The following is a 23,421-nucleotide window of genomic DNA, read 5'->3' as shown; positions in this document are numbered from 1 at the left end:
ACACGAACACGAAGCCTCGATGGCCTCGCGTTCTAAGCGAGTGACCCAACCCACCACGGGGGTGGTGTTGGGGTGTCGTTCCGGGAACGCTGCCCGGCGCGACCTTCGCATTACATCCGATGGGCGGGGAGTATATAAATGGACGGTCTTGGATCCGCCGTGTTCAAGCACCACATGGGACATATGTCGCACATACTAGAACACGAGTTTCTATTGTACCACAAGAGTCAAAGTAAATGGAACAATGCAGATATCACTATCGCGGCTGGGACGACGAAGAGAACCTCCTCGTCAGGGACCACCATTTTTCTTCGTGGTGGGACGGCCACGACACCTCGGAATACGAGCATCTAACCATCGAACTTGAATATCTCCGGCGGACACGGAACGAACCCGACCCAGCTCCGGAATATATCGAGGACTGCCGGCAGTCGGTCCAGAAACAGATCGACCGCTTCGACGGGATTGCTGTTGACGATACTGCGTTCTAACGACGACTGTTCCACGTCGCGACGCTACTCAGTGCTATCGACCAAGAGCAGGCTCTGGAAAGACCGTCCCGACGTGTCCCCACCTGCTGAATCGATAGAAACGATGCTGGAAACTGTGCTATCTACTTTTCAGGATGTTGTGCGTAGACCTGCCAAATGCCAGCTATGAGAACAGCAGCGGTTCCCAACAGGACGGGCGTGCATAGCGTATAGAAGGTTCGAAGGCTAACGACCAGCGTTTCAGTACCCCAGACAGGTAAGTTGAGCATGCGAACTAGCATAGTCGCATCATGGAGTTTCAACGTGAGTTGCATGAAAATCACACCCCCAGTGAAGATCCTACCGGGCCATCCTGAGAGAAGATATAATAGCGGTATTAGTGGATAAAAAACGAGAGAAAAATACATAGTATACGAGGGGATCACTAGCAAAATTCCACACAGCGTCGAGAGGAGCGCAACGAGCCGTTGAATACGACCGTCACTATGTAGATATACGTAGGCCACTACTGGGGCGACTAGTATCAATGAGAGTCCTGCCAGAGCCGTCCCACTTATGTCGGTGAAAATAACCGAAATGGGGCGCTGAAGTGTGACGTATAGACTTGACGGTGAGAGGCCACCCGAAACAGCGTTCGCAGTCCCCCGTGGGAAAAGTTCTTCAACAAAATAGCTCTGCGTACGGGTTACACCAAAAAGTACGGCACCAGCGGCAAGCGCTCCAGTACCAGTGAATATAGCAACCAAACTGGCACACCACTTCCGTCGCCAGACTAACCAGAATCCGATGGCAGCAGGGAAAACCTTTGGAAGTGCTGCGAATCCAAGAGCAACACCAGCGCGGTGTTGCCGACCCTGTTCCAGCCATATTAGTCCGATTCCCAGCGCCAATGCGATGTGGTGATTGATATTACCAGTTACCAACGAGGGCGCGCTAATTGGACTGATTGTGATAAACCCACAAATCAGGACACGATCATAATTCGACAGCTGCACCCCGTATGATTCAGTTGCCTTCGCAATGGCGAGTCCAAGTAAGATGCTGACCAGAATTGTCCCGGCAACATGGATAGCAAAACCGGCAACAGGTGAAACCAGGAGATACAGTGAGAACGGGACCAACAGTATGATTGGGTATCGGTATGTGAGATTTGGGACGCCGACAGGGGAACGACCGTAGATGTCCTTCCCTGAATGGAGATCCGCAGCGGCGGCCCGATAGATTTCAAAATCAGTTCCAAATTGATCGGGAGTAATAGTTAGCCGATATACAAAATATGCAATCCCGAGGATGATCCCGAGTCCGAGTGCCAAACGTGCTCGGGTGACTGCCGTTGTTGAACCCCTTCCTTGCAAGATACAGGTAGTGGAGACAGTTCGGATATATGTTTTCTGTTCCACACATGAGTGGGATGCTACCCTGGGTATCAGTCCTCGCACTGAATGATGTCGCCGTCTTTGTTACAGAGTTGTAGCCAACACTGAGATCTCTCTCCATCCAGACACAATTTACTGAATTAGCTGAACAATATGTATCATCTATCTCACAGCTGGTTCACGCGAAGAGTTATCTGAAAACAGGATTTCAACAGAGCGAGTCGTATCTGAACTAAGACCGACACACCGGTGGTACGTTTTGATTATCGCACCGACCGTCTGATATTGATATCTGGGGCAACTCGAACACTGTCGCTACCCCAAATGGGTGACGAGAACCACGCCACGCCCATCTGACTTTCAGCGTCACACCGTTGTGAACTGGGGAATCGCTGTGGTCGCTCCGTTCGTGTTACGACTACTCACTACACTCCTGAAAAGATGGGTCGCTTCCGGTTCCTGCAGTTAGCAGACAGCAGCGTCGGCAGCGGCAGGGCACGTGCCACCGCGTCCAACAGCGTTTGTTCAGTGTCGATTCACGTCTCGCCGGGCGATAGTTCAAGACGCTGGGTCGTCTCGGCGGCCAAGTCAGCAAGCAGGACGCCAGTACCGCTGTCGCCGGCGCTGGCTGGGTCGACGTACTACTTCGATTGGGTACTGAACAGCCAAATCGATTGGCAGAGCTGGTGTTAGAGGAACGGAAGTGATGTTACCGCAACTTGGGCTCAGTCAGGTCTGATGTAATAAAGCGGTTGAACACGAGTGCCGAGCTCGACATCGACTGTTCGGCACGTTTTACTCCGTTTGAGCCAATAGAGACTCTACTTGAATATATGATACGCAGAAGAGAAATAGTCTTCTCAGACCATCCAACTTATACAAGTTCCCCATACACGACTACATTGACATTGTATGTTTCATTTTCATATTCAATGAACCATCCAGCAGAGAAATCAGGTTCGTTGGGCGAATGATACGTATATTTGGAAAGTGTCTGGCGCGTTCGGTTATATTGTTGTTCCGTTAGATTTTGCCTATATTCGGTCGAATTTCCGATGTTGTGTACCCCTTCAGAAATGATCTGGGATTCAACTCGGTCATGATTAATGACCGCCACACTCTCAGGAACTGTTTCTGGAACGGTGATGTGTAGGTATCCCATAGGGTCGCTATCTGGAGAACTTGTAGCCAGCACTTCAGTCGATGTGGTTGCATCAGAAGTTTGCTGGTCTACATTTAGCATATCAACACAGCCTGCTATTGCAAGCAAACCAACCAGAACAAGAATTAGAATTTGTCTCACAGAAGTCAATAGCTATCGACAAGTGTAATTTTTTGGATTGTAATCCAGCCCTACACAGCCTGCATTGAATCTTCTAACTGTATTAATAAGAATAGCTTTCACTTCAAGGATGAGATCGTAGACGTGTGAGAGCAAATGTTTGAGTATCTCATATTCACACAGCTCGACTATCACATTGGAGCATCCTGAACACTTTTGCTGGCGATTAGCCCCCAAGCCGGTGCATGTGATGACAAGCATTCGGTCACGGCTAGTGATGGCGGTTCGACATTGCCTAACTTGACCACTACTGGCAGCTTATACCCTGATGTCGAGGACTTGGCAGCTGAAACCAATCTAAGCTACTCCGATGACCGCGACAACGGATTCGGAACCGATTCATGGACATAGCTGTGGGACTTATCAGTGAGACGCATTCGGGTCAGACACTTGTATTCCCACGTCGACTCGAACAAGACTTCTGCCGCATCATCAATCCAGGTCGCCGGAATACCATCATAACGCAGATTCTCAAGCGTTTCACCGACAACGGCAGAGACGATCTCCCAGCAGCGTGACTCCGAGATGGTGCCTTGCCGGACAAGGAAACGGATGACTTCCGCGAGGTGGTTCTGAAAGAGCGCATAGGTCAGTTTGTCGTAGGCCGGTTTCATCTCATCCGAGACTGTTACTGATCCCGGGTATAGGCTGATGCTGTGAGACGCCGCAGCGAGGCGATCCCGACAGATTCGGAGGCCACCATAATCGCGGATAAACACTTCATCGGGGAAGCCATCATCGAAGGCGATAATACAGTTCTGGAGGTGTGCTTCCAATCCGATACCATAGGCCACCAGCAATCGAAGCGCATCTGGAACGATCGTTTCAGCATATCTTCGAAGGAAGGACGCCGTCATGTCAGGCCCGCCGTCTGGAGCTAGGACATCGATTAGCGGCCGGTCTTCAAGCGGACCACGGGCCAGCAGCGCTGCTCCCGTCACCGGAAGTTTCCCGTCATCGACATACTTGAGGGGATTGTGACGCACCAGCGCCGAGAGGTGTTTGGCCCGGTCGTGGCTCTGGCCATCAGTGTGTGGACCGCCGGGGTCGTGGAAGCACGCCCCGGCGGTTTCAGGCAGTCCACGGAGCGATTTGAACTGACCATCATCTAACACCCTATCGAGAACGTCAGTGATCTGTGGACCGTTGTGAACTGTCTGTGGCGTAATTGTCCGAATGGAAGACGTCGTCTGGATACCAAGCGAGAGCTTCAGATGGGGAGGTGTAGAGCGTTTGGTTCCCTGTGGAACGAGCGTCCGAAGTGAGACGGTCGCCGCTGCAGGCAGAGCGCAATCTGGGATAGCAACTATCACACCACGGTCGAGCTCGCGACCGTACCGTTCCGGGAGTTCGTGGCGGTATTGCCAGGGGTGGACCGGGAGAACTGTCATCGATTCGGGGTCGTGCCCAGCATCTGTTACCGCGTCAGCGACAGCATCACGAAGACCTGGGACTAACTCGTAGAGCCGTTCTGAAAGCGTGAGGCCGCCCTCAGTAGTTGCACCGCTTGAGTATTCGTTTGTGACTGCTACGAACCGGATCTCAGGAACACCATCGTATTCTGAAGCGTACGAAACGACTTCCGACGAGCAAAATCCTCGTCGAAGTTTCGCCCCCGGATGGAGTGGATGGCCCTCGGTTATCAAGCGTTCCGAGCGCAAAAGGGGATCAGTTGCTGCACGCAAGAACGCAGTATCGGAGTCCCAATCAGCGTCAGAGGCCTGCTGGCGGACCGACAATTCACGTTGGTTTCGTTGTGTGTACGACAATGCGAGGTTCGCGGCGCTGTCGGCGAACTCCTCGGCCAGTCGCTCGATGTCATCATGGGTTGCGTCATTAAGTCGGCCCGCCGTCCACAATGTCTGCAGCACGGTCTTGGGCCGCATGAGCCGGCGTGTTGTGTCCACGTCACATCGAACCACGTCACCTACTGGATCGGGCCGGCGGTACGCCCGCATCGCCTCGATAGGTACTGCGAGGGTTGTGTCTATCGACGGGAGCGGCAGTACAAGTGCGCGCTCGGCGGTGGGTGGGAGTGGTCGGAGTCGGTCGGCAACCGTTGGGGCCGACAAACCGGGTGGGACGACAGTTGACTGGTCAGGCTCGGACAGAGGGAACGTCGTTGCCTCTTCTGCCAAACCACCTATGTTCTCACGAACCACCCCAGCGAGTAGGCGGTGTAGTATCGCCCGCCGCGCGGGTCGGATCGCCGCACTGTAGCTGTCGAACAGACATCTCCCATCACCCTGTGCAAGTAGCGGAACGGCATTCGCGAGACGACGTTCAGCTTCAGATAGATTGAGGCGTCTGCCGTCGGCAGGATCGAATACCGACATTCTCACTTCCCCCACATCCCTGAACGACCGCGGGCTGCAAGGGGATTAGAGACGGTTGTTCGGCTGTAGTCGTGGACAGCGTCTCGGAGTCGCATCGCCGTCAGCGCCTTGTGGACCATCCGATCATCAAACAGCGACGAGCGGTCGGTAGACACACGTCCATCCGGCACTGTATCACTGCTTGCAAGCGCGTCGAGCGTCTCTTCACAGCGCTGCCTGACCAAGTCCCAACAATCTGTGGCCGTAATTGGTTCAGTCACAGTGAGCCGTCCGATCAGTTCACCGATGTGGTTCTGGAACAGCGCGTACCAGAGCTTCTCACGAGCCGTGCCTGCGTCGGTGGTGATCACATCGGATTCAGGATACGGTGATAGGTCAGCTCCGCCGAAACGACCTTCGTGGATACGAATGCCGCCGAAGTCACCGACGAGTGCACCCGTCGGCTGACCCTCATCAAACACTATGTACGTATTCTGGAGGTGGGCCTCAAGCGCGATTCCGTGGTCAACGAGGAGCGAGAGAGGACCGGGAATGACCGCATCGAGATACGCCGCAAGGAACGACTCAACGACAGTTGATCGATCAGTGGCCGACAGACGCTCCGCGAAAACGTCGATCGTGGCACTAAGTACTGACTGATACCCAGAGGGAGACCGTGACAGGAGACTTGCCGCCGTCACCGTATGCTGGCTCTCCTTGACAATAGGATGAGTTGCGGGATGCTGACGAGCGAGCGCTGAAAGGTGGCGAGCATCGTCGTAGTCCGATCCCTCGAGATGAGGCCCGTCTGGCGGATGATAGCAGGTCGCGGCCGGCTCAGCCAGTACGCCAAATCCCTCGACAGACAGGGATTCACATATTGTAGCCAATCTCCCGCTCAACTGTGGTCCGTTCGTCACAGCATGCGGCGACAGGGTCCGGACTGCGTTGGTCATCTGGACACCGATGGCGAGCTTGAGATGTGGCGGCCGGTCGGTTGTTGTCGCCTCTGGTGACGGAACGACTGTCCGGAGAGATAGCAACGGGGTTGCGGGGACCGTATACGATGGAACTGGGACGACAGTCCCCACCGCCCGCTCTTCGGTGTAACGCTCAGGCAAGACGTGCCGGAACTGCCACGGGTGGACGGGCACGACGGCGTATTCTGTGACAGATCGCCCTGACGGGAGGGCCGTCTCAACGGCGCTCCGAAGCCCGGGGAAAGTCGCATAGAGACGATCAGTCAGCGACTGTCCATTGCAGTACTGCTCCAAGGCACGGTCACAGTGGATCGCTGCGAACCGCAATGGAATCGAGTTAGCGAATTCCGGAGCAAACGAAAACGTCTCCGTCGGTGACATCCCGTGCCTGATCTTCGCTCCAGGATGGAGGGGGTGTCCCCCAATAACCAATCCGTCAAATGATGCGGAGGCGTCCGTCTTCTGTAAATCACTCGACTCAGTCGGTGTTGGTGCTGTCGACCGATCTGACCACTGGACCCGCCGAGCCAGCTGCGCAAGCGCAAGGTTCGCCACGCTTTCCCCGAGCTCCTTCCGGAACCGTTCGGGCGCGCTGGGGTCATCGAATACCTGTTCGCGTTCAAGAAAGCCCACGAGTGATTCCGGTGACCCGATTGGCTCCGTCGCCTCTATTTGACAGTTTATAGCCGGTGAGACGAACTCGTATCGCTCAAAGGCTCGAATCTCAGCGACTGGTACTGCGATAACAGCCTCCGAGGCAGGAAATGGGAGGAGGAGAGTACTATCTGCGCTTTCGATATCGGGAAGTCGGGCTTTAAGAGAGTCACTATCGAGTGATGCGAGTGGATCGTTGCTGTTATCCGGTAACTCAAGATCTGTCGCGTCGACGACGTGCGGGTCCGGAAGTGGATCTGGGCGGTCGCGAGCGAGTCCCCCAACCAATCGGGCAAGTATTCCCCACCGTGCAGCGGTGACCGCACGTCGATATGCCTCATCCGGTGGCGAGGCTAAATCGTGGCGGCGTGCGTATCGGAATGCGCTCGCGAGCCCCGTTCGCTCGTGGTCGGTCAATTCTCCGTGTCCCACCGGAGGCTGCTCCTCGACTGCTCCACCGCTCAACAATCGTGTCATCAGAGCAGACTTCTAGGCTAACCTAAAATAAGGGTTTTCATTTTTAGGTATACCTAATATAATAACACTCAGTAGACAAGAGAGTAGGTATGCCGCTACTCACCCGTCGACCTAGCCCTGCGTTTGCGGCGCTGTCAGCAACATCAGTTATTCGTGCTTATGGATACGCGCTAACAGCAACCTATCTGTCGTTCTACGCGGCAGCATTCGATGCGACTGGACTCTGGATCGGGATGTTCACCACGGGTTTCGCGGTCTCACAAACCGTGACAACGGTAGCACTGGGGGCGTGGGTGAGCGGCGACGAAATAAAACGCCTGCTTGTAGGGGCCGCATGTGCGAGTGTGGCAATTTACCTCGGGTTCGTATTTGTTACCGATGAACTGACGTTGATCGCGGCACGGGTTGCTCAAGGCGCTACGATCAGCGTGCTGTTCGTGCTTGGGACTGCTGCGGTCTCAGGCCGGGCCGTAGCAGACGACCGTGGCCGACAGGTAGGTGTGTTCAACCAAATCGGTGCACTCGCCGGTGGCCTCGGTACTGCAAGTGCGGGGGCGATTTACGAGATTGCAGGGTTTGCCCCCGGCTATATCCTACTCGCTGGGGTGAGTCTGGTCAGCGCCTGGGCGTTGACTAGAACCGACCTCGGCGTCGATGACTTCGATCCCGCTGGAGGCCCCGCTGCCTACCGACGACTCATTGGCCACCCTGCGATACACGGAGTCGCTGCTTTTCGCGTCGGTTTCAGCTTCGCCAAGACTGCCGTCAGAGTATATCTCCCTATTTACGCCTACCTTGCAGTGTCGGTATCACCGTTGTCGGTCGGTATCATCCTCACCGCTCCCAGGGTAGCACGGACTATCTGCCAAGGATATGCCGGCGCACTGGCCGACCGGGTCGGCCGGCGGCCACTACTCGGTGCCGCTGCGCTCAGTTATGCCACCGCTGCATTAGTCATTCCGTTCGCCCAGTCAGTCACAGCCCTCACTGCCTGTGCATTTCTGTTCGGACTCGCCGACGCCTGTCGGGTGCCTGCAAGCGTCGCCTTATTCACCGAGGCAGGGACGGCCTCTCGGGCTGTTACCTCCCTGTCGCTACGGAGTCTCCTCTGGAAGCCCGGCTCCGTTCTAGCACCAATCATAGCAGGGACCCTCCACGATATTGTCTCGGTGAATGCCGTCTTCTATGCGACCGCCGCCGTGGTTGTCGGGACTACCGTTGTTGCGGCCTCGCTTGATGCCAGCCATGCACCGAAGGAGGCCATCTCTGGTGCAGATTGATGTTAATCAAACGTACATTCCAATAGGCTTTTATACTTTTAGGCTAGCCTAAAACACGATGCGGAGACGAACCTATATTACGAGTGGTATCGTTTCAGCGACCGGACTGTTGGCGGGCTGTAGCAACGGAAGCGGTGAAAGTGAGTCAGTAACCGAAAGTAGCAGCTCTTACACTGTTTCGATGGAGCCAATGGGACCCGTGACCTTCGAGGGGCCACCCGAAGATTGGGTGGCACTGCTACCGAGTTACGCTGACATGGGGATGGCCCTCAACGCGGGCCAGACACTTGGAATACAGTTGCCGTACCGGTATGCCACCGAGTATTACGAGGAGCTCCCCGGTGTCGAGTACGATCCAGATGCGGTGACGACCCTCTATCAGGACGGCGTGGATAAAGAGTTGTTCTACGAGATGGATGCCGACGTCCACTTCATGGAACCAAACCAACTTCTCAACTGGTACGACTGGAACGACCGAGACATCCAAGAGGTCAAAGAGAACATCGGGCCCTTCTTCGGGAACTTCATCCGGCGGCGCAGCGACGACTGGCACGACTACCCGTACTACTCACTGTACGAGGCCTTCGAAAAGATTGCACAGGTCTTCGGCCGCGAGCAGCGCTACCAGCAGTTCGCGTCGTTCCACGAGGAGTTCCTGACAGACCTTCGGGAACAACTGCCCGAAACGACACCGGAGGCCGCACTAATCTACCCCGCAGACGAAACGCCGGAGACGTTCTACCCCTACCAGCTGTACGACGGTGGTGTCGGAAAGAAACACTGGCGCGATCTGCGGCTCCGGGACGCTTTCGAAGGGACCGACGTAGGACACTACTCCGGCAACACGAGCCTCAAAGTGGATTTCGAGACGCTGCTGGATATCGACCCGGATGTCCTGCTGGTCCGTGGGCAGGTGGAAAAGGATCAGTCGACGTTCGAGGAGTCCATCGTAGAGCCGATGCGGAACAACCCTGTCGCCAGCGAACTGACCGCCGTCCAGAACGACGCGGTCTACCGCGGCGGATACCTCGATCAGGGACCGATCATCAACCTCTTCCAGACCGAAGTCGCGGCCCAGCGGATCTACTCTGACGTGTTCTCCGATGAGACGCTGTTCGACCGGCAAAGGGTCGCGGATATCATCAACGGCGATGGCTAACTGACTGAAAGGGCCGTCCGATATGGAACCGACCATCGACGGCTTCGTCCATGTCCGATACTACTGAGATGGGAGCGTACGGGCAACAGTTTAGCTGGGCCACCGTTTCGACTCGGCAACCCCGACGCCGTCTTTCTATTTCTGGAGAATAGCGATAGAAATAATGTAAGTTACCAAGTTTTGATATTTGATTGGAGAGTCACTCAGAACAGATTTGAGTATGAGGAAGAGTACAAATTTTCTGATTGTAAAGGGCCAGCTCGCCGCAACAGCGAGTACGGTCTCCTTGGACTAGAGATCTGCTCAGGAGATAAGACCGTTCTCGTCACGAACGCGACGAGGATATATAATCGTAGATGTGGAGATTAACATAAACGTTCCGTCCTTTATAGCATCATTTCTCCCCTAGGTGATAGTGTATTCGTAAGGCAGTGGCTAGAATTCCTCGAAGCAGACTAAAATAGCGTAGTTCTATCAATCGATTCGAGTATCCCTGTAGAAAAGACGCCACCGACAAACGACTGGGCGGGGTGGCCGACGGTGATTGTCCCGAGACCGATGAGTTCGAACGTGAAGCGGATAGATTGCCCTGCTCGGCATGCGCAGGGCGTAGATCAAATCACTGTTTGCCGATATAAGATACGTCCGAGCGTCCTGAGCCTGTTTACGCTTCTCACTTCAAGAATCATTATACCGCTCATCGAGTAACAATCACTAAGTGGTTGTCATTCTAATTTACCAATGCGGCAACTCGATACGCCGCTGACCGCGAGAGCGGTTCTAAACGACGGGAGTCGTACAGCTCGTGTCCTTTGGTAGTACGGTTCTCGTCCGCTCTTTCCTTTCACGGCGGACAATCAACCCTGGTGGACGACGGCCAGGTCACAGTCGAGGTCACGGAGCGACTCGTGTGTCGGCTCTGAGAGCAAGCGCGAAAACGTACTCCGATCAGTGCTCGCTCCGAGTACGACAAGGTCATAATTGGTAGCGTTGCGTTCGAGAAAGTGCTCAACAGAGTCGTGCGCGACCCGCGTTTCGACGGGCCTGTCGAATGGCTGTTCAAGGTTTTCGAGCATTATCTCGGCATTTCTTCGACTAGCACGTTTTTCGATACAAGTACAGACGCTAATGGTTCCATACGTCGGACAGAGTCGCTGGGTGAACTCGAGCATCGCGTTCGCAACCGGACCTGCAGCCCGCACCATGACGAGAACGTGATGCCACTCAGTCATCCCAGTAGCCGATCGGAATGCGATTACATCGGTCGGTCCACCTAGAATCTGTCTCACGTATTTCGTCGGTTGCGCTTCGTTGACCTCGTACGGTGCCACGACCAGATCACAGTTCTCGTCGGCTGCGGTCCGGAGAACGGTTTCACCAGGCCCGTCGGATTCGACGGCTACGACGAACTCACAGGGGATGTCGACGGCCGACGTGAGCGACTCCTGTATCCGTTCAAGTCTGGATAATGACTGTTCCGTGATCATATCCTCCGCGAGTCGGTCTCTTTTTTCGGTCGGTTCCGTCTCGGACTCGCTAGTTGCGAGGTCTGCTTCGAGTTGGTCGATCGTTTCGGTCGTGACGGAATCCATGAGGACGACCTTCCCCGCATCATGCGCCGCGGCTATTTGGCCGGCGAAAAGTGCCAGCGAGGTGGCGTTCTCACCTCGAATCGGGACGAGAATCTGATCGTTACCGCTGGTCGATTGGAAGAGATACTGTGCCCGCTCCCGGTAGAACTCTCGGCGCCAGAAGATGAACAGGCCGGCAATGATCGCGCTTGCGACTGAGATACCAGCCACATACCTCAGTTGTTCGGACCCCGTTACGAGGACTAAAAGCGCTGAGGAATAGGCCGTCGGTACTTCGAGATCCAAAAGCCACGTAAGTGCTCCCGTGAGAAAGATTCCGAGTGCGGCTGCACCGGAGTGAACCTGAAACTGGGTCGGTGGCACTGTGTACCAGAACTGTGCAGTAAGTTCGAGCGCCAGCCAGCCACTCACTGCTCCGACAGTCATCCCACCGACAAACCGGCGAGCATCCGAGTATCGGCCATGAGGATCGGCAAACAATGTGTACGTCCCCGAAGCGAGCGGTGGGTATACCAGGAACGAAACCACCGGGGACATGTTCGAGAACCAGGTGACAGCCGCAATCAGTAGTGGGACAATAACAAGAACACAAATATGCAACAGGTTCTCAGTATCCTCAAGCCAGCGGCGAAGCGCGCGAGTCCGAGTTCGCTTGCGACGGTGGAATTCCCGCTTTGCGTTCAGGATACGTCGTCGTAACGGCTGGGGCATCTCTCAGTGGGACTTCGAGAGTATCCAGTGTAGGTGTTTCGCCTCTATGGGATGCTCCGAAGCGAAAGTTTAGTCATGACCCTTGGTGAACGGCTAGAGGATGACAGATAGCACTGCCGGCACAGAAACATCAGTTTCGGCAGACTCGTCCGAAGACGTCGAGACGGAACTGTCGAGAGACATGAGCCTGTTCGATATCACGTTCATCGGCGTGGGCGCGATGATCGGTGCGGGCGTGTTCGCCCTGACAGGCTTTGCCGCCGGATTGGCCGGCCCGGCGCTAACCGTCGCCTTCTTGCTCAACGGGTTTGTCGCGTTGTTTACCGCCGTATCGTACGCGGAGCTTGGAGCCGCGTTCCCAGAGGCTGGAGGTGGCTACCTTTGGGTCAAAGAGGCACTCGTCGATCCGAACGGCTTCTATGCCGGGTGGATGAGCTGGTTCGCTCACGCGGTGGCCTGTTCGCTGTACGCCGTCACGTTTGGCGTCTTCCTGACGGAGTTCATCGTGTATGGCACCAGTCTCACCCACGAGTTCGTCCTCTTCGGCGTTCTCACACCGGGGCTATTAGAGAAAGTACTGGCCGTTGGAATGGTGGCGCTATTCGCGTTCATCAACTACCGTGGTGCTGAGGAAACCGGGAAAGCCGGTGTCGTCGTGACTGGGATCAAGGTCAGTATCCTCGCCGTGTTCGTCGCCTTCGGCATCCTTGCCACTGTCAACACTCCACAGTGGCCACAGAAGTTCGTCGGCAGTCCGGGGTTTGCACCGAACGGTGCCATCGGTATCATCGGTGCGATGGGCTTTACCTACATCGCCTTCGAGGGCTACGAGATTATCGTCCAGTCCGGTGAGGAAGTCGTCAACCCCGGCAAGAACGTCCCCAAGGCGGTGTTTTACTCGCTCGCCATCGTCGTCCCGATTTACATTCTCGTCGCCTTCGCAGCATTGGGTGGTATCGAAGTGGTTCCGGAGTTGGCCGAACGGGCTGAGGTCGCTGCCGACGCACCGACGTGGCAACTCCTCGGAAACCTCGGCGAACTCGGTATCATCGAGGCCGCTGGGCAGTTTGTCCCGTTCGGTGTGCCGCTACTCCTCGTTGCTGGGCTGACGGCAACGATGAGCGCGCTCAATGCGACGGTCTACTCGTCGTCCAGAGTCTCGTTTGCAATGGGGCGGGACCGAGCACTCCCTGAAATGTTCTCACGGATACACGACGACAAGCGTACCCCACACATCGCTATTTTCCTCTCAGCGGTTCTCATCGCGGTCATGGCGGTCACACTGCCGATAGAGGCCGTCGCCGCGTCGGCGGACATCATGTTCATTCTCCTGTTCGTGCAGGTCAACTGGACAGTCATCAAGATGCGCAAGACCCATCCGGACCTGCCGCGCACGTACGAAGTTCCATATATGCCGTGGCCGCCGCTTATCGGCATCGTCCTGCAGTTCCTCCTGACGCCGTTCCTGCTGTCGGCGCTGGGCCTGAAGATCGGTCTGGGTCCAGATTCACACGGCTTCATCGCACTGGTAACGACGGTGGTCTGGATGGGGCTTGGACTCGCAGTCTATTACGGTTACTCCCAGCGGAAAGAACAAGAAAAACTCGAAGAGGAGACGCCGACCGTCGTTGCAGAACAAGCCCCTGCACCAGAACGAACGGCACAGGAGGAGCGGCTACTCGTCCCCATCGCCAATCCGGAGAGTGTCGACCAGCTGATGGAGACCGCGTTCGACGTTGCAGCCGACCGCAATGCGGAAATAGAAGTGATGAGCGTCGTCACAGTCCCACAGCAGACACCACTGTCGGAGGGCCGTCAGTTCGTCTCGGAGGAACGTGCCGTACTTGATTCGGCGCTGGAGTTCGCAGAGAACGAGCGGCCCGATGTCCCGGTCAGTGGGACCATTCGAATCGGACACGAAGTCGCCCCGGCGATCCTGAACACCGTTGAGCAGAACGATGTCGACGTCGTGTTGATGGGATGGCGCGGCCAGGGCCGCCGGCGGGATGTCGCCTTGGGGAGCAACGTCGACCAAGTGGTTACCCAGGCGGGCTGTGACGTGCTTGTCCAGCGAATCGGAGACCAGCCAACCGTCGACGACATATTGGTCCCCACCGCAGGTGGGCCCCACGCGGAATTCGCCGCTGAGGTGGCCCGGGCGGTAGCACGAGGTAACGATGCCCGGGTAGAGATACTGACCGTGGCCGACTCCGGAGAGCCGGCCGAGGCCAGCGAGGGACTGCTCGAAATGACGGCCTCGATCCTGAACGACGTTGAAACGACCCGGAGGCGTATCGAGAGTGATGACGTCGCCGGCTCCATCGTCGAGGCCACTGCCGACGTTGACATGACCGTCATCGGCGCATCGCGTGAGAGTATGCTCCAGCAATTAGTCGTCGGAGCCATTCCCGAAACCGTCGGGCGGCGCGCACAGAGTACGGTTATCATGGCCAAACGCGACCTCGGTATCACATCGTTCGTGACGCGGTGGCTCCGCGGGTACCGCCGGTAGCAAGTCGAGATATCTTTTTCCGTAGATTTGTTCAGGTGTGCATATAACGGTTGAAACGAGATGGACAGACGGCAGTTCATCCAGACAGCCGGAGGTACAGCGACCGCTCTGAGCACGCTTAGCATGTCTGGAACCGCAGCTGCGCAGGAGGACGGTGGCGGTGAGGGCGGTGGGAGTGAAGCAACCACAGTGCCGGACTACGGCGGGTGGTTCGGTGACGTCGGAAACTTCAGTGACCCAACGAGTACCGTCGACGCGACAGAGCAGAAGTCGGCAACGGTCGAAGTCGGTGTGCAGGCAAACGGCGGCGCGTTCGGCTTCGGCCCGCCTGCGATTCACGTCGACACGGGCACGACAGTCAAGTTCAAGTGGACGGGCGAGGGTGGTGGCCACAACGTAGTCTCGGACGGCGACGGCCCACTTGACTCAGGGTCACCAACGGGGAGTGCTGGCGTCAACTACGAATACACGTTCGAGGAGGCTGGTCTCTACAAGTACTACTGTGACCCGCACAAAGGCCTCGGGATGAAGGGCGCTGTGGTCGTGGGCGAAGAGTATCCAACAACAACTGTTGGTGGTGGTGGCCCCGTCGAAGTAGACCCCCATCAAGCGGGAGTCCCGTTACAACCACACTTCATTGGTTTCGGTGCAGGTTTCGCCGTGATCCTCTCACTGATATTCGCCTTCTTCCAGCTCAAGTACGCCGAGTCACCGCACACCAGCGGCGGCAACGACTAAGCTATTCGTTTGCAATATATGGGCCAATGAACGCCCAGTGAAAGTGTGTCTCGCCGTTCAGTTGTTTTTCTTGTGTAACTTCGTAAACATACGGCCCGTGTGGGCAGTCGGGACAATTATCCGCACACTGCTGGCGTTTCAGTACCGTGAACCGCTTGCCTTCACCTTTTATTTCGACGATCTCTTCACCCGGTAATGGCTCTATTTGCTCGGTCGGTTCATGATTATGCTGGAGTAGCTCCTGAGCATATATCACACTCTCCCGTAAGTCATGAACAGACGCATCTTGTAACACAGAAACAATGTTATCGGACAGATCAACTGGTGGTTTTGGATGAGTGTTCTCTTCCTCCATAGAGACGGAAACGCACTCGATGCTTCTATAACTCCCGGAACAGGAACATATTAACAGGGGCTCAGTGGTTGTTTTCTGAGCAGCGTTGATGTTATGCGCAGTTCAAAACCCGCAGAGAGCGCCACTTGCCCCGCAAAATCACCCGAACAGTTGGCGCATCATCGGATGCATCTCCATGAGTTGCTCTTCAGCAATCTCCTCGTACAGTTTATACGTAATCGAGACAGTGAGCAGCAAGCTCGTTCCCCCAACACCGCCGATGGTACCGAGCATGTTCGCCATGACCGCCAGCAGACCGACAAGCGCGCCTCCCAGAACCGTGACTTGCGGGATATACCGTTCCAGAACCTTCTCGATGACGCCGACGTTCTGGCGGAAGCCGGGTATCTGCATCCCGGAACTATGGATCTGCTGTGCCGTCGACTCAGGCCCCATATCGGCAGTTTCGACCCAGAAGACGGCGAAGATGGCACCACCGACGATCATAAACGTCAGGTCGATGCCCATCCGAAGCAGTACTTTCCAGACGGGTTGGGTGACCTCGCCGAGGAACCACATCCAGTCACGCGGTGATTGGATCGGTGCAAGATAATAAAACAGCCCCCCGACGGGATGCCCGTTCGCGTAGACACCGAGCCACGCTGGCATACTCTCCAGTTGCGCCCGCAAAATACGGCCCAGGAACTGAATGTTCGCCTGTATGGCGCGGACGAATATCATCGGGAGGACGCTCGCGTAAATGAGTTTCACCGGGAACCGACCTCTCGCACCCTTTACTCTCGCGTTCGAGAGTGGGATCTCCACACGCACGGATTCGGCGTAGACGACGATAGCAAAGATGAGGAGCGTCGTAAAGAGTTGGAGTAAATGGCCCTGTGTGAACAGGAGTGCCTGAAGGCCGTCGGAACTGAATACGGGGCCGATAGGGACGTCACCGGTTGCTATCCGTATCCAGGTCAGGATGATACCGTACTGTTGGCCGCCGATAACCGGATGTGTAAGCAACCCACCGACGAGTCGCTGACTGATGCCGGCGACGATAAACAGGCCGATACCGGAGCCGACCCCCCACTTGGATATCACTTCGTCCATGAGAAGAATGAGCAATCCACCGACGAACATCTGTGCGAAGATGAGCCACTGGACACCGGCGGTTCCAACACCGAGCGACTGGGCCACCTGGGTATCAACGGGCAGGAAATTCCCTGCAAACACCATCGGCAAGCCGGTCAGACAGATCATCACAAGCACCAGCAGCTTCTGAAGGCCCTGATAGAGTATCTGGTCGCGTGGGTCGTTCTGTGTATCGAGTCCAAGGAGATTGGCCCCACCCAGCAGCTGCAAGACGATACTCGCCGTGACGATGGGCCCGATGCCGAGCTGTAGCACTGACCCCTGGCCGGACGCAAGTATCGAGCTAAAGCGACCGAACACGGCCTGATCACGGGTGATATCAAGCCCGAACAGCATCACGTTCGTCAGGAAAAAATAGAGGACCAGCACGCCTGCCGTCCACGCCAGTTTCCGTTTGAACGGGATGTGTCGGTCCGGCTTGCGGACGGCTGGCATCCGGACCAGCACGGGTTCTGCAGTGTCTTTCCAGCTCATCGCTGTCCTCCAGCGCACGGCCAAGTAACGATACCATACTGACAGCTGTACCGACAACGAATCATATGCGTCATGCTTGTGAGACCCCCACGCCAGAACAGGTCACAGACAGCTCTACCGCTGCCACTCTACGTAGCGCTGCCGATGATACTGCTGACGCGGTGGTTGTCGCTATCTCTTGTGTGGCCTTTCAAATGTTTACTGGTTCAGGAACGTCCGGGTTCGCCGTAGCGTCCACCGTTTCGAGACGGTGGCGCCGGCCTGCCCGATCAAACGCCGCGATAGATGCATCGTCCCAGGGTGGCACAGCCACAAAGACGACTTCGTGCAGGTCATCGCGTTTGGTCACCTCGAGCCCAGAGCGTGGGTGTGAGATGAACCGACCCTGCGTCCGCTGTGGTGGGGTCGACAGGTCAATGCCGAATACGGAACTGACCGAGTTCGGCGCTTCGGGCAGGTAGACGTCTGAAAAGACCGGGGCCTGGTCAGGGGCGTCGATACCAGCTTCGAGTTCTCCCGCCGGCGTGACCGCAAGGCCGAACGACACCGTGTCCGGCTCCGCTTCCGCGGCAAGCGAAAGAAGCATCTCCTGCAATGGCTCGGTCATGTACACTGTCTGGCAATCGAGTGTTGGCGGGGTATCACAGCCCGCCGGTATGAGGACTGACTCCCCGAGGAGTGCGACACCGCCGGTAAGCACCCCGATGACCTCCAGATTCCTATCGGCATACAGTCCCCACCCTGAGACACCGATCGCCGGGTGAGTGTCGGCCAGTGCCCCCAGCGCTCCCAGTACAAGGAAACAGACGCCGATGCTGAAGACGACTAGCGATACCGGTGACTTGAGACGCGAGCGTGACGACGGCATTCACTCGACATCCTATCGCCGTGTCGCTAATCAGTTTCGTCTTTACTCTTTCGGGGGCCAAGTAACAATCACTTAGGGCCTGTCAGTCCGACGGCGAGGCGGACGGTCGAATATCGAGGGTCTTCTGGATGAGCTGCCGCGATACCATCGAACAGAGAAAGTACCAGACAATCCATGTTTTCATGGGTCCGAACAACGGCTCTTGCCAGCCGACGGCACCGGCGAGTGGTACGATCAACCCGGCTTCGGTCCCACTGAGATGCCCGCCACGGACTTTCCACCGGAGCCAAAGGAACACCGGAATGGTCAAGAGCATGATCCACACCATCGGCCGGAACTGTAGTTTGAACATCCCGAGCTGGTCGCCAGCGGCTTCCAGTTGTTCCTCCTGTAGTTCCTCGAGTGTTTCATCGTCCCCGCGCTCTTTCGCCGCCTCCTTGCGTTCTTTCAATTCGTTCATCCGCTCCTGATACGCCTGTATCGTCTCGGTGTCTCTCAGCCGTGACTGCAGTACGGTCGAATACAGTCCGGTGACGAGTGCGAGCAATATGATGACGGCGAAAAACGGGAGCGCATCCGTGATCGGGGCAAGAAGGAGATCATCGTACGATGCGATGGTATTCCTGATACCGGTGCTCCAGTACCCTGCAAAGAGTGAGAGGGCCGCCAGCCCTGCTGTCTTGTCATACCAGGCCCACGATTCAGCCTCGATTCCGTCCGTGTCCGTCGTTGTGTCCAGGGGTTCGTCCGGTTGCAGTGCCTCCCGCACCCGCTCTGGATTCGCCAAGGTAAATCCAGTGCCGTCACTGACAAGCACCTCCTCCCGTACGAGCCGCCCCCACTCCTCACTGGACAGCGAACCACTCACGTCGTTCCACTGGAGCGGTTCGTTTCCGTTGTCACTGTGCTCGACCACCGTAGCGAGAGCGTCACGCATCGCTGGTTCTTCTATAACCGATGGTATCGGTTTGTCTGGCATTCCAACAGGTAATTCTAAAACTGAACCGTTATCAATTCTTCTGTCCCGCCGGTTTCGTACTACCGTCGTCCCGAAGCGAATAGCTTAGGTCCGAAGACAGCACACGTTCAGCTATGCCCCCAGCAGTTGTAGCGGAGAATATCAGCAAACGGTACGACGACACGGTCGCACTCGACGACGTGTCGATTAATGTCGACGGTGGGGAGATATTCGCACTAGTTGGCCCAAATGGGGCTGGAAAGACGACCCTCGTCGAAGCCCTTACTGGAACAGCAACACCCGATTCGGGCTCGGTTAGCATCTTCGGCGAGTCACCGACCAGTGTCGAGGGCGGTCGTCTCGGATTGCTGCCCCAGTCGTTTACACCGCCAGAACGGCTGACAGCACGTGAACTAGTAACGTACTATCAGGGACTCTACGACGACCCCCAGCGCGTCGACGACGTACTCACTGCTGTCGGCATGGAAACAGCCGATGAGACGTGGTACAGGAACCTATCAGGAGGGCAGCAGCGGCGTGTCTGCGTCGGCATTGCTCTCGTCAACGACCCTGACCTCCTCTTTCTCGACGAGCCAACGACGGGAATCGATCCGGCTGGTCGTCAGTCACTCTGGACACTCATCGACGACTTGGCGGCCGAGGGGACGACGATATTTCTCACGACCCACTACATGAAAGAAGCCCAGCAGCTCGCAGACCGAGTCGCCTTGCTCGATGACGGCACACTCGTCGAAGTCGGCCCGCCGACCGACCTTATCGCATCCTACGGCGGCGGTACGCATCTCCTCGTCGAGACAGAAACGTCTCCAGAGCAACTGGCGGGGCTTGACGCAGAGGTCGAGTCGACGGAAGACGGCATACGAATTCTGGATGTTGCGACAGCTGATATCGGACGGGTCGTCGGACAACTGGACGCGCAGGGAGTCACGTACGAGACGCTCACATGGACCGACCCTTCCCTCGAAGATGTCTACTTGAGCCTCACCGATGAGAGTACCGACGAGGACGGACCCTCGCGAGAGCCCATGACTGCCGGAGGTCGGTCCCGATGAGTCGGACGAGCCGTATCACTGCCGAGGCCGGAGCGGCGTGGCGAACGTTCCTTCGTCGGCGGACGGCCGTGTTTTTCACCTTCGGATTCCCGCTCATCCTCGTCGGGATCTTTGGCATCATCGTTCAGACGAACCCGGCGGGCGGCGGTCTGTTCGGACACCCGACTAGCTTCTACGTGCCGGGCTATCTGGCGGTTATCGTCCTCTTTACGCCGCTGTCCAGAATCGGGAGTTCACTCGCCCGATATCGGGACGGGAACCGGTTTCAGAAGCTGTCGACCACGCCCGCGACTTCTCGCGAGTGGTTGGCTGCGCACACACTCGTTAACATCGCTATCATCGTTCTCGCGAGTACCGTCGTACTAGGGGTGCTAGAACTGCTCGTGGGCGGGACTATCCGACTCTCACCGTTGCTCCTTCCGTTTATCATCCTCGCGGTCGTGGTCTTTTGCGGGCTCGGAGCCATACTGGGACGGATCACTGGCTCACAGGACGGCGTTGTCGCTGCCAGTAATGCCGTCGCGCTGCCGCTCGTGTTCCTCTCTGAGACGTTCGTTATGCCGGAGCGGCTTCCGACGTGGTTCCGCCCGGTGATCGGTCTGTCACCGCTCACGTACTTCTCTCGCGGGGTCAGAAACGTCACGTACCTCAACCAAACGGCCTGGCTCGACCTGCTGGTACTGGCGATGTTCGCCGCGCTGGTTTTCGCCCTCGGTGCCTACGCTGTGCCACAGGAGTGACGGGGCGAGCAGTGCCCTCATCCTTCACAGACCAGATCTAACAATGACTTAGTGGTTGTTACTACGAGTGTCCTCGTGTCTACTCCGGCAACTCCGCTAGACTCAAATGTCGATATCGAGCACTTCCTCAGACTGGCAGTCCGGACACGTAAGCCGATACCGTATGTGGCCCGACTGGTGGTCCGTCTCGACGTGGGTCTGCCAGTCGCTGTGGAGGACTGTATCCTGGAAATCACAGTTGCTACACGTCTGTTCCCTGTGCAATAAGCTCTTGGTAAATGCTTGGACTCCACGCTCGTGGGCTTCGGTAAACTCGCTCATCACATCAGCGGCTAACGTAATCGGAAATATAAGTCTGGCGAGAATGCATTACATGTTACCACGGGCCGAACCGATCGCTGCTTGGGTTAGCGTTACGCTTTGGTTTCGGCCCGATGAGAGACGACGTCCCAGTCGGATGGGGAGAGTTCGTTTGCGTCAAACCCACCGTGTTCAGGATATGCTGTCAAGACAAGATAGTCAACCCGGCCCGCAGTGTACTCGACGAAGGTGGCGATGTTGTCACTTGCGAGGCTTCCCAGCCCGTCGAGGAGCAACACCGGGACACGCTCACCCACGTCGTATGCCTCGTGACCGGCGAGTGCAACGACGAAACCGAGTAGCTCCCGCTCACCCTCGCTAAGGGCATCGAGTGTCGTCTCGCGCCCATCACGAGCGACGACGAGGTCGAACGTACTGGTCAGGCGAGCCATCTCGAAACCAGTATCGAAACGTTCGAACAGCTCCGCTAGCGCCGTCGAAAACGACTCGCGGAGGTCCTGCTTGATCTCATCTTTACGGTTCCGAAGCGAAGCGATCTCGGCCGTGAGATCGTCGTACTCCGCGCTGAGCATCTCACGCTTCTCGGCACGGGACTCGGCGTCGGCCAGTTCCGCTCGAACATCTTCGAGTTCCGCCTCTGTGTATTTGATCTCACTCTCGATGTCGGTGAGCCGTTCCGATTCTGTCTCGACGGACTCCGTCACCTCATCGACGCGGGCCTCCAGATCAGCCAGTCGGTCGCGGGCCGAAGAGAGTTCCTCGGTTTTTTCGTCGAGAGACGTTTCCAGCTCGGCGATTCGGTCCGTCAAGTCCGCTTCCTGCCGGCGGGCGGTTTTGACCTCGTCTCGGCGGGCCTCAAGCTCTTCGACTCGTGTCCGGTACTCTGATTCCTCACGACGTAGCTCGGTGATTTGCTCGTCCAGTGCGTCGAGCTTGTCAGCCATTTCGTCACTCGTCGTCTCCGTCCCACAGAGCCAACACTCGACTGTGTCCCCGAGCACATCCCGAGAGACGTCAGTCAGCAACTCAGTTCGGTCCGAGTCGAGCACCCGCTTGTTAGCCTCGAAAACCCCCTGTAACAGCTCCCGGTCCCGTTCGAGTGATCGGAGACGCTCGCGGACCTGTTCTAACTCCGTCTCTATATCGCTCTCCTCGGGGACAGTCAGCTCAGAGAGTTCAGTGCGGTTCTCGGCAAGCCGGGTTTCCACTCGCTCGACAGTCTGTTCGAGCCGGTCGACACGTCGCTGCACGCGTTCTCGCTCTGCTCGGAGGTCGCTGAGTTCTGCTCTGGCTTCGGTGTCGTCGCCGTCGGCGTCAAGTGCCTCCCGTTCACTGTGTAGCTCCTCAAGCTCAGCCTCAAGATTGGTCTCTCGCTCCTGCAGTTTGGGAAGCCGCTCTGCCGCATCGTTAGCCCGTTCGAGTTCACGTTCCACCTGGTCTCGTTCGGACCGCAGCTCGGCCAGTTGGCTGTCGATGTCCTCGAAATCGAGCGGCTTCGTAAGCACCGGCTCAAGCGGGTCGCCGTCTCGGACTGCCTTTCGAACAGCGTTGTTCTCGTCGAGAAACGCGAACAGTTCGGCACAGATTCGGTCGTACTCGGACGAAAGGTACGGGGTACCGCGGCGACTGACCGCCACGCCGTCCCGTTCGAGTCGAACTTCAAACGCCTCCCCGTCCGCGTTGAGTTCGACCCGCCCCTGATCAGTACCCTCAGTGAGCGGCGTCTCAGCCCCGAACACTGTCTGGATACCCTGTAGAAAGCTCGATTTCCCCTGCCAGTTACTCGCCCGGACGGCGTTCACTCCAGGTTCAATTGCCTCGTTTGCGCTACGAATCCCGGCGATATTCTCGACTGTGAGTTCCCATGTCAT

Annotated in this window: 18 protein-coding genes; 7 read left to right on the top strand and 11 right to left on the bottom strand. The window is 56.8% G+C overall.

The genetic code is table 11. The features are described from left to right. The first annotated feature begins 236 nt into the window (after positions 1–236). Entirely contained in the window at positions 237–491 is a 255-nt protein-coding gene (locus tag ACYJ11_RS18255; protein WP_461648879.1) for a hypothetical protein, read from the top strand. Positions 492–613: 122 nt separating this feature from the next. Here ACYJ11_RS18255 and ACYJ11_RS18250 read toward each other — a convergent pair whose 3' ends face one another. The 4 genes from ACYJ11_RS18250 to ACYJ11_RS18235 form a co-directional block, all read right to left on the bottom strand. After that, positions 614–1,804, bottom strand: a complete 1,191-nt coding sequence (locus ACYJ11_RS18250; RefSeq protein WP_461648878.1) for a glycosyltransferase family 87 protein — start codon at positions 1,802–1,804, stop codon at positions 614–616. Positions 1,805–2,741: 937 nt separating this feature from the next. After that, positions 2,742–3,170, bottom strand: a complete 429-nt coding sequence (locus ACYJ11_RS18245; RefSeq protein ID WP_461648877.1) for a hypothetical protein — start codon at positions 3,168–3,170, stop codon at positions 2,742–2,744. A gap of 341 nt (positions 3,171–3,511) precedes the next feature. Further along, positions 3,512–5,347 (bottom strand): IucA/IucC family protein, encoded by a 1,836-nt coding sequence (locus tag ACYJ11_RS18240; RefSeq protein WP_461648876.1) that lies wholly within the window; start codon positions 5,345–5,347, stop codon positions 3,512–3,514. 200 nt (positions 5,348–5,547) lie between these two features. Continuing rightward, positions 5,548–7,635, bottom strand: a complete 2,088-nt coding sequence (locus ACYJ11_RS18235; RefSeq protein WP_461648875.1) for an IucA/IucC family protein — start codon at positions 7,633–7,635, stop codon at positions 5,548–5,550. An 89-nt stretch (positions 7,636–7,724) separates the two neighbouring features. Here ACYJ11_RS18235 and ACYJ11_RS18230 point away from each other — a divergent pair, with 89 nt between their 5' ends. Continuing rightward, on the top strand, positions 7,725–8,915 hold the full coding sequence (locus ACYJ11_RS18230) for an MFS transporter (RefSeq protein ID WP_461648874.1): 1,191 nt from the start codon (positions 7,725–7,727) through the stop codon (positions 8,913–8,915). Between the two features lie 58 nt (positions 8,916–8,973). After that, positions 8,974–10,074: an ABC transporter substrate-binding protein gene (locus ACYJ11_RS18225; protein ID WP_461648873.1), complete on the top strand. Its 1,101-nt coding sequence runs from the start codon at positions 8,974–8,976 to the stop codon at positions 10,072–10,074. An 857-nt stretch (positions 10,075–10,931) separates the two neighbouring features. On the opposite strand, the gene ACYJ11_RS18220 is transcribed toward ACYJ11_RS18225, so the two are convergent. Further along, entirely contained in the window at positions 10,932–12,092 is a 1,161-nt protein-coding gene (locus ACYJ11_RS18220) for a universal stress protein (protein ID WP_461648872.1), read from the bottom strand. 385 nt (positions 12,093–12,477) lie between these two features. On the opposite strand from ACYJ11_RS18220, the gene ACYJ11_RS18215 reads away from it, so the two are divergent. Further along, a complete protein-coding gene (locus ACYJ11_RS18215; RefSeq protein WP_461648871.1) occupies positions 12,478–14,889 on the top strand; it encodes an amino acid permease in 2,412 nt (803 codons plus the stop codon). Positions 14,890–14,949: 60 nt separating this feature from the next. After that, complete coding sequence (locus tag ACYJ11_RS18210) at positions 14,950–15,627, top strand: halocyanin domain-containing protein (RefSeq protein WP_461648870.1); 678 nt, start codon at positions 14,950–14,952, stop codon at positions 15,625–15,627. A 1-nt stretch (position 15,628) separates the two neighbouring features. Here ACYJ11_RS18210 and ACYJ11_RS18205 read toward each other — a convergent pair whose 3' ends face one another. From ACYJ11_RS18205 to ACYJ11_RS18190, 4 genes are all read right to left on the bottom strand, one after another. After that, complete coding sequence (locus ACYJ11_RS18205; protein WP_188979756.1) at positions 15,629–15,982, bottom strand: hypothetical protein; 354 nt, start codon at positions 15,980–15,982, stop codon at positions 15,629–15,631. A gap of 138 nt (positions 15,983–16,120) precedes the next feature. Further along, the gene (gene secY / locus ACYJ11_RS18200) at positions 16,121–17,590 is read right to left on the bottom strand and encodes a preprotein translocase subunit SecY (protein WP_461648869.1); all 1,470 of its coding nucleotides are present in this window, start codon (positions 17,588–17,590) and stop codon (positions 16,121–16,123) included. 190 nt (positions 17,591–17,780) lie between these two features. After that, positions 17,781–18,458, bottom strand: a complete 678-nt coding sequence (locus ACYJ11_RS18195; protein WP_461648868.1) for a hypothetical protein — start codon at positions 18,456–18,458, stop codon at positions 17,781–17,783. Positions 18,459–18,540: 82 nt separating this feature from the next. Continuing rightward, positions 18,541–19,437 carry a DUF106 domain-containing protein gene (locus ACYJ11_RS18190; protein ID WP_461648867.1) on the bottom strand — a complete coding sequence of 299 codons (897 nt, stop codon included), beginning with the start codon at positions 19,435–19,437 and terminating at the stop codon, positions 18,541–18,543. Positions 19,438–19,550: 113 nt separating this feature from the next. Between ACYJ11_RS18190 and ACYJ11_RS18185 the strand changes: the two genes are divergently transcribed. Further along, positions 19,551–20,489, top strand: a complete 939-nt coding sequence (locus tag ACYJ11_RS18185) for an ABC transporter ATP-binding protein (RefSeq protein ID WP_461648866.1) — start codon at positions 19,551–19,553, stop codon at positions 20,487–20,489. Continuing rightward, positions 20,486–21,229: an ABC transporter permease gene (locus tag ACYJ11_RS18180; RefSeq protein WP_461648865.1), complete on the top strand. Its 744-nt coding sequence runs from the start codon at positions 20,486–20,488 to the stop codon at positions 21,227–21,229. Before ACYJ11_RS18185 ends, ACYJ11_RS18180 begins: the two co-directional genes overlap by 4 nt. A 102-nt stretch (positions 21,230–21,331) precedes the next feature. Here ACYJ11_RS18180 and ACYJ11_RS18175 read toward each other — a convergent pair whose 3' ends face one another. Together ACYJ11_RS18175 and ACYJ11_RS18170 are read right to left on the bottom strand one after the other, a co-directional pair. Beyond that, complete coding sequence (locus tag ACYJ11_RS18175) at positions 21,332–21,550, bottom strand: hypothetical protein (protein WP_188979747.1); 219 nt, start codon at positions 21,548–21,550, stop codon at positions 21,332–21,334. A gap of 92 nt (positions 21,551–21,642) precedes the next feature. Further along, complete coding sequence (locus tag ACYJ11_RS18170; RefSeq protein ID WP_461648864.1) at positions 21,643–23,421, bottom strand: archaea-specific SMC-related protein; 1,779 nt, start codon at positions 23,419–23,421, stop codon at positions 21,643–21,645.

The organism is Haloarcula sp. H-GB5 (assembly GCF_054850705.1).
Note: the sequence above shows the minus strand (reverse complement) of the source record. Positions and strands in the feature narration are given on the sequence as shown.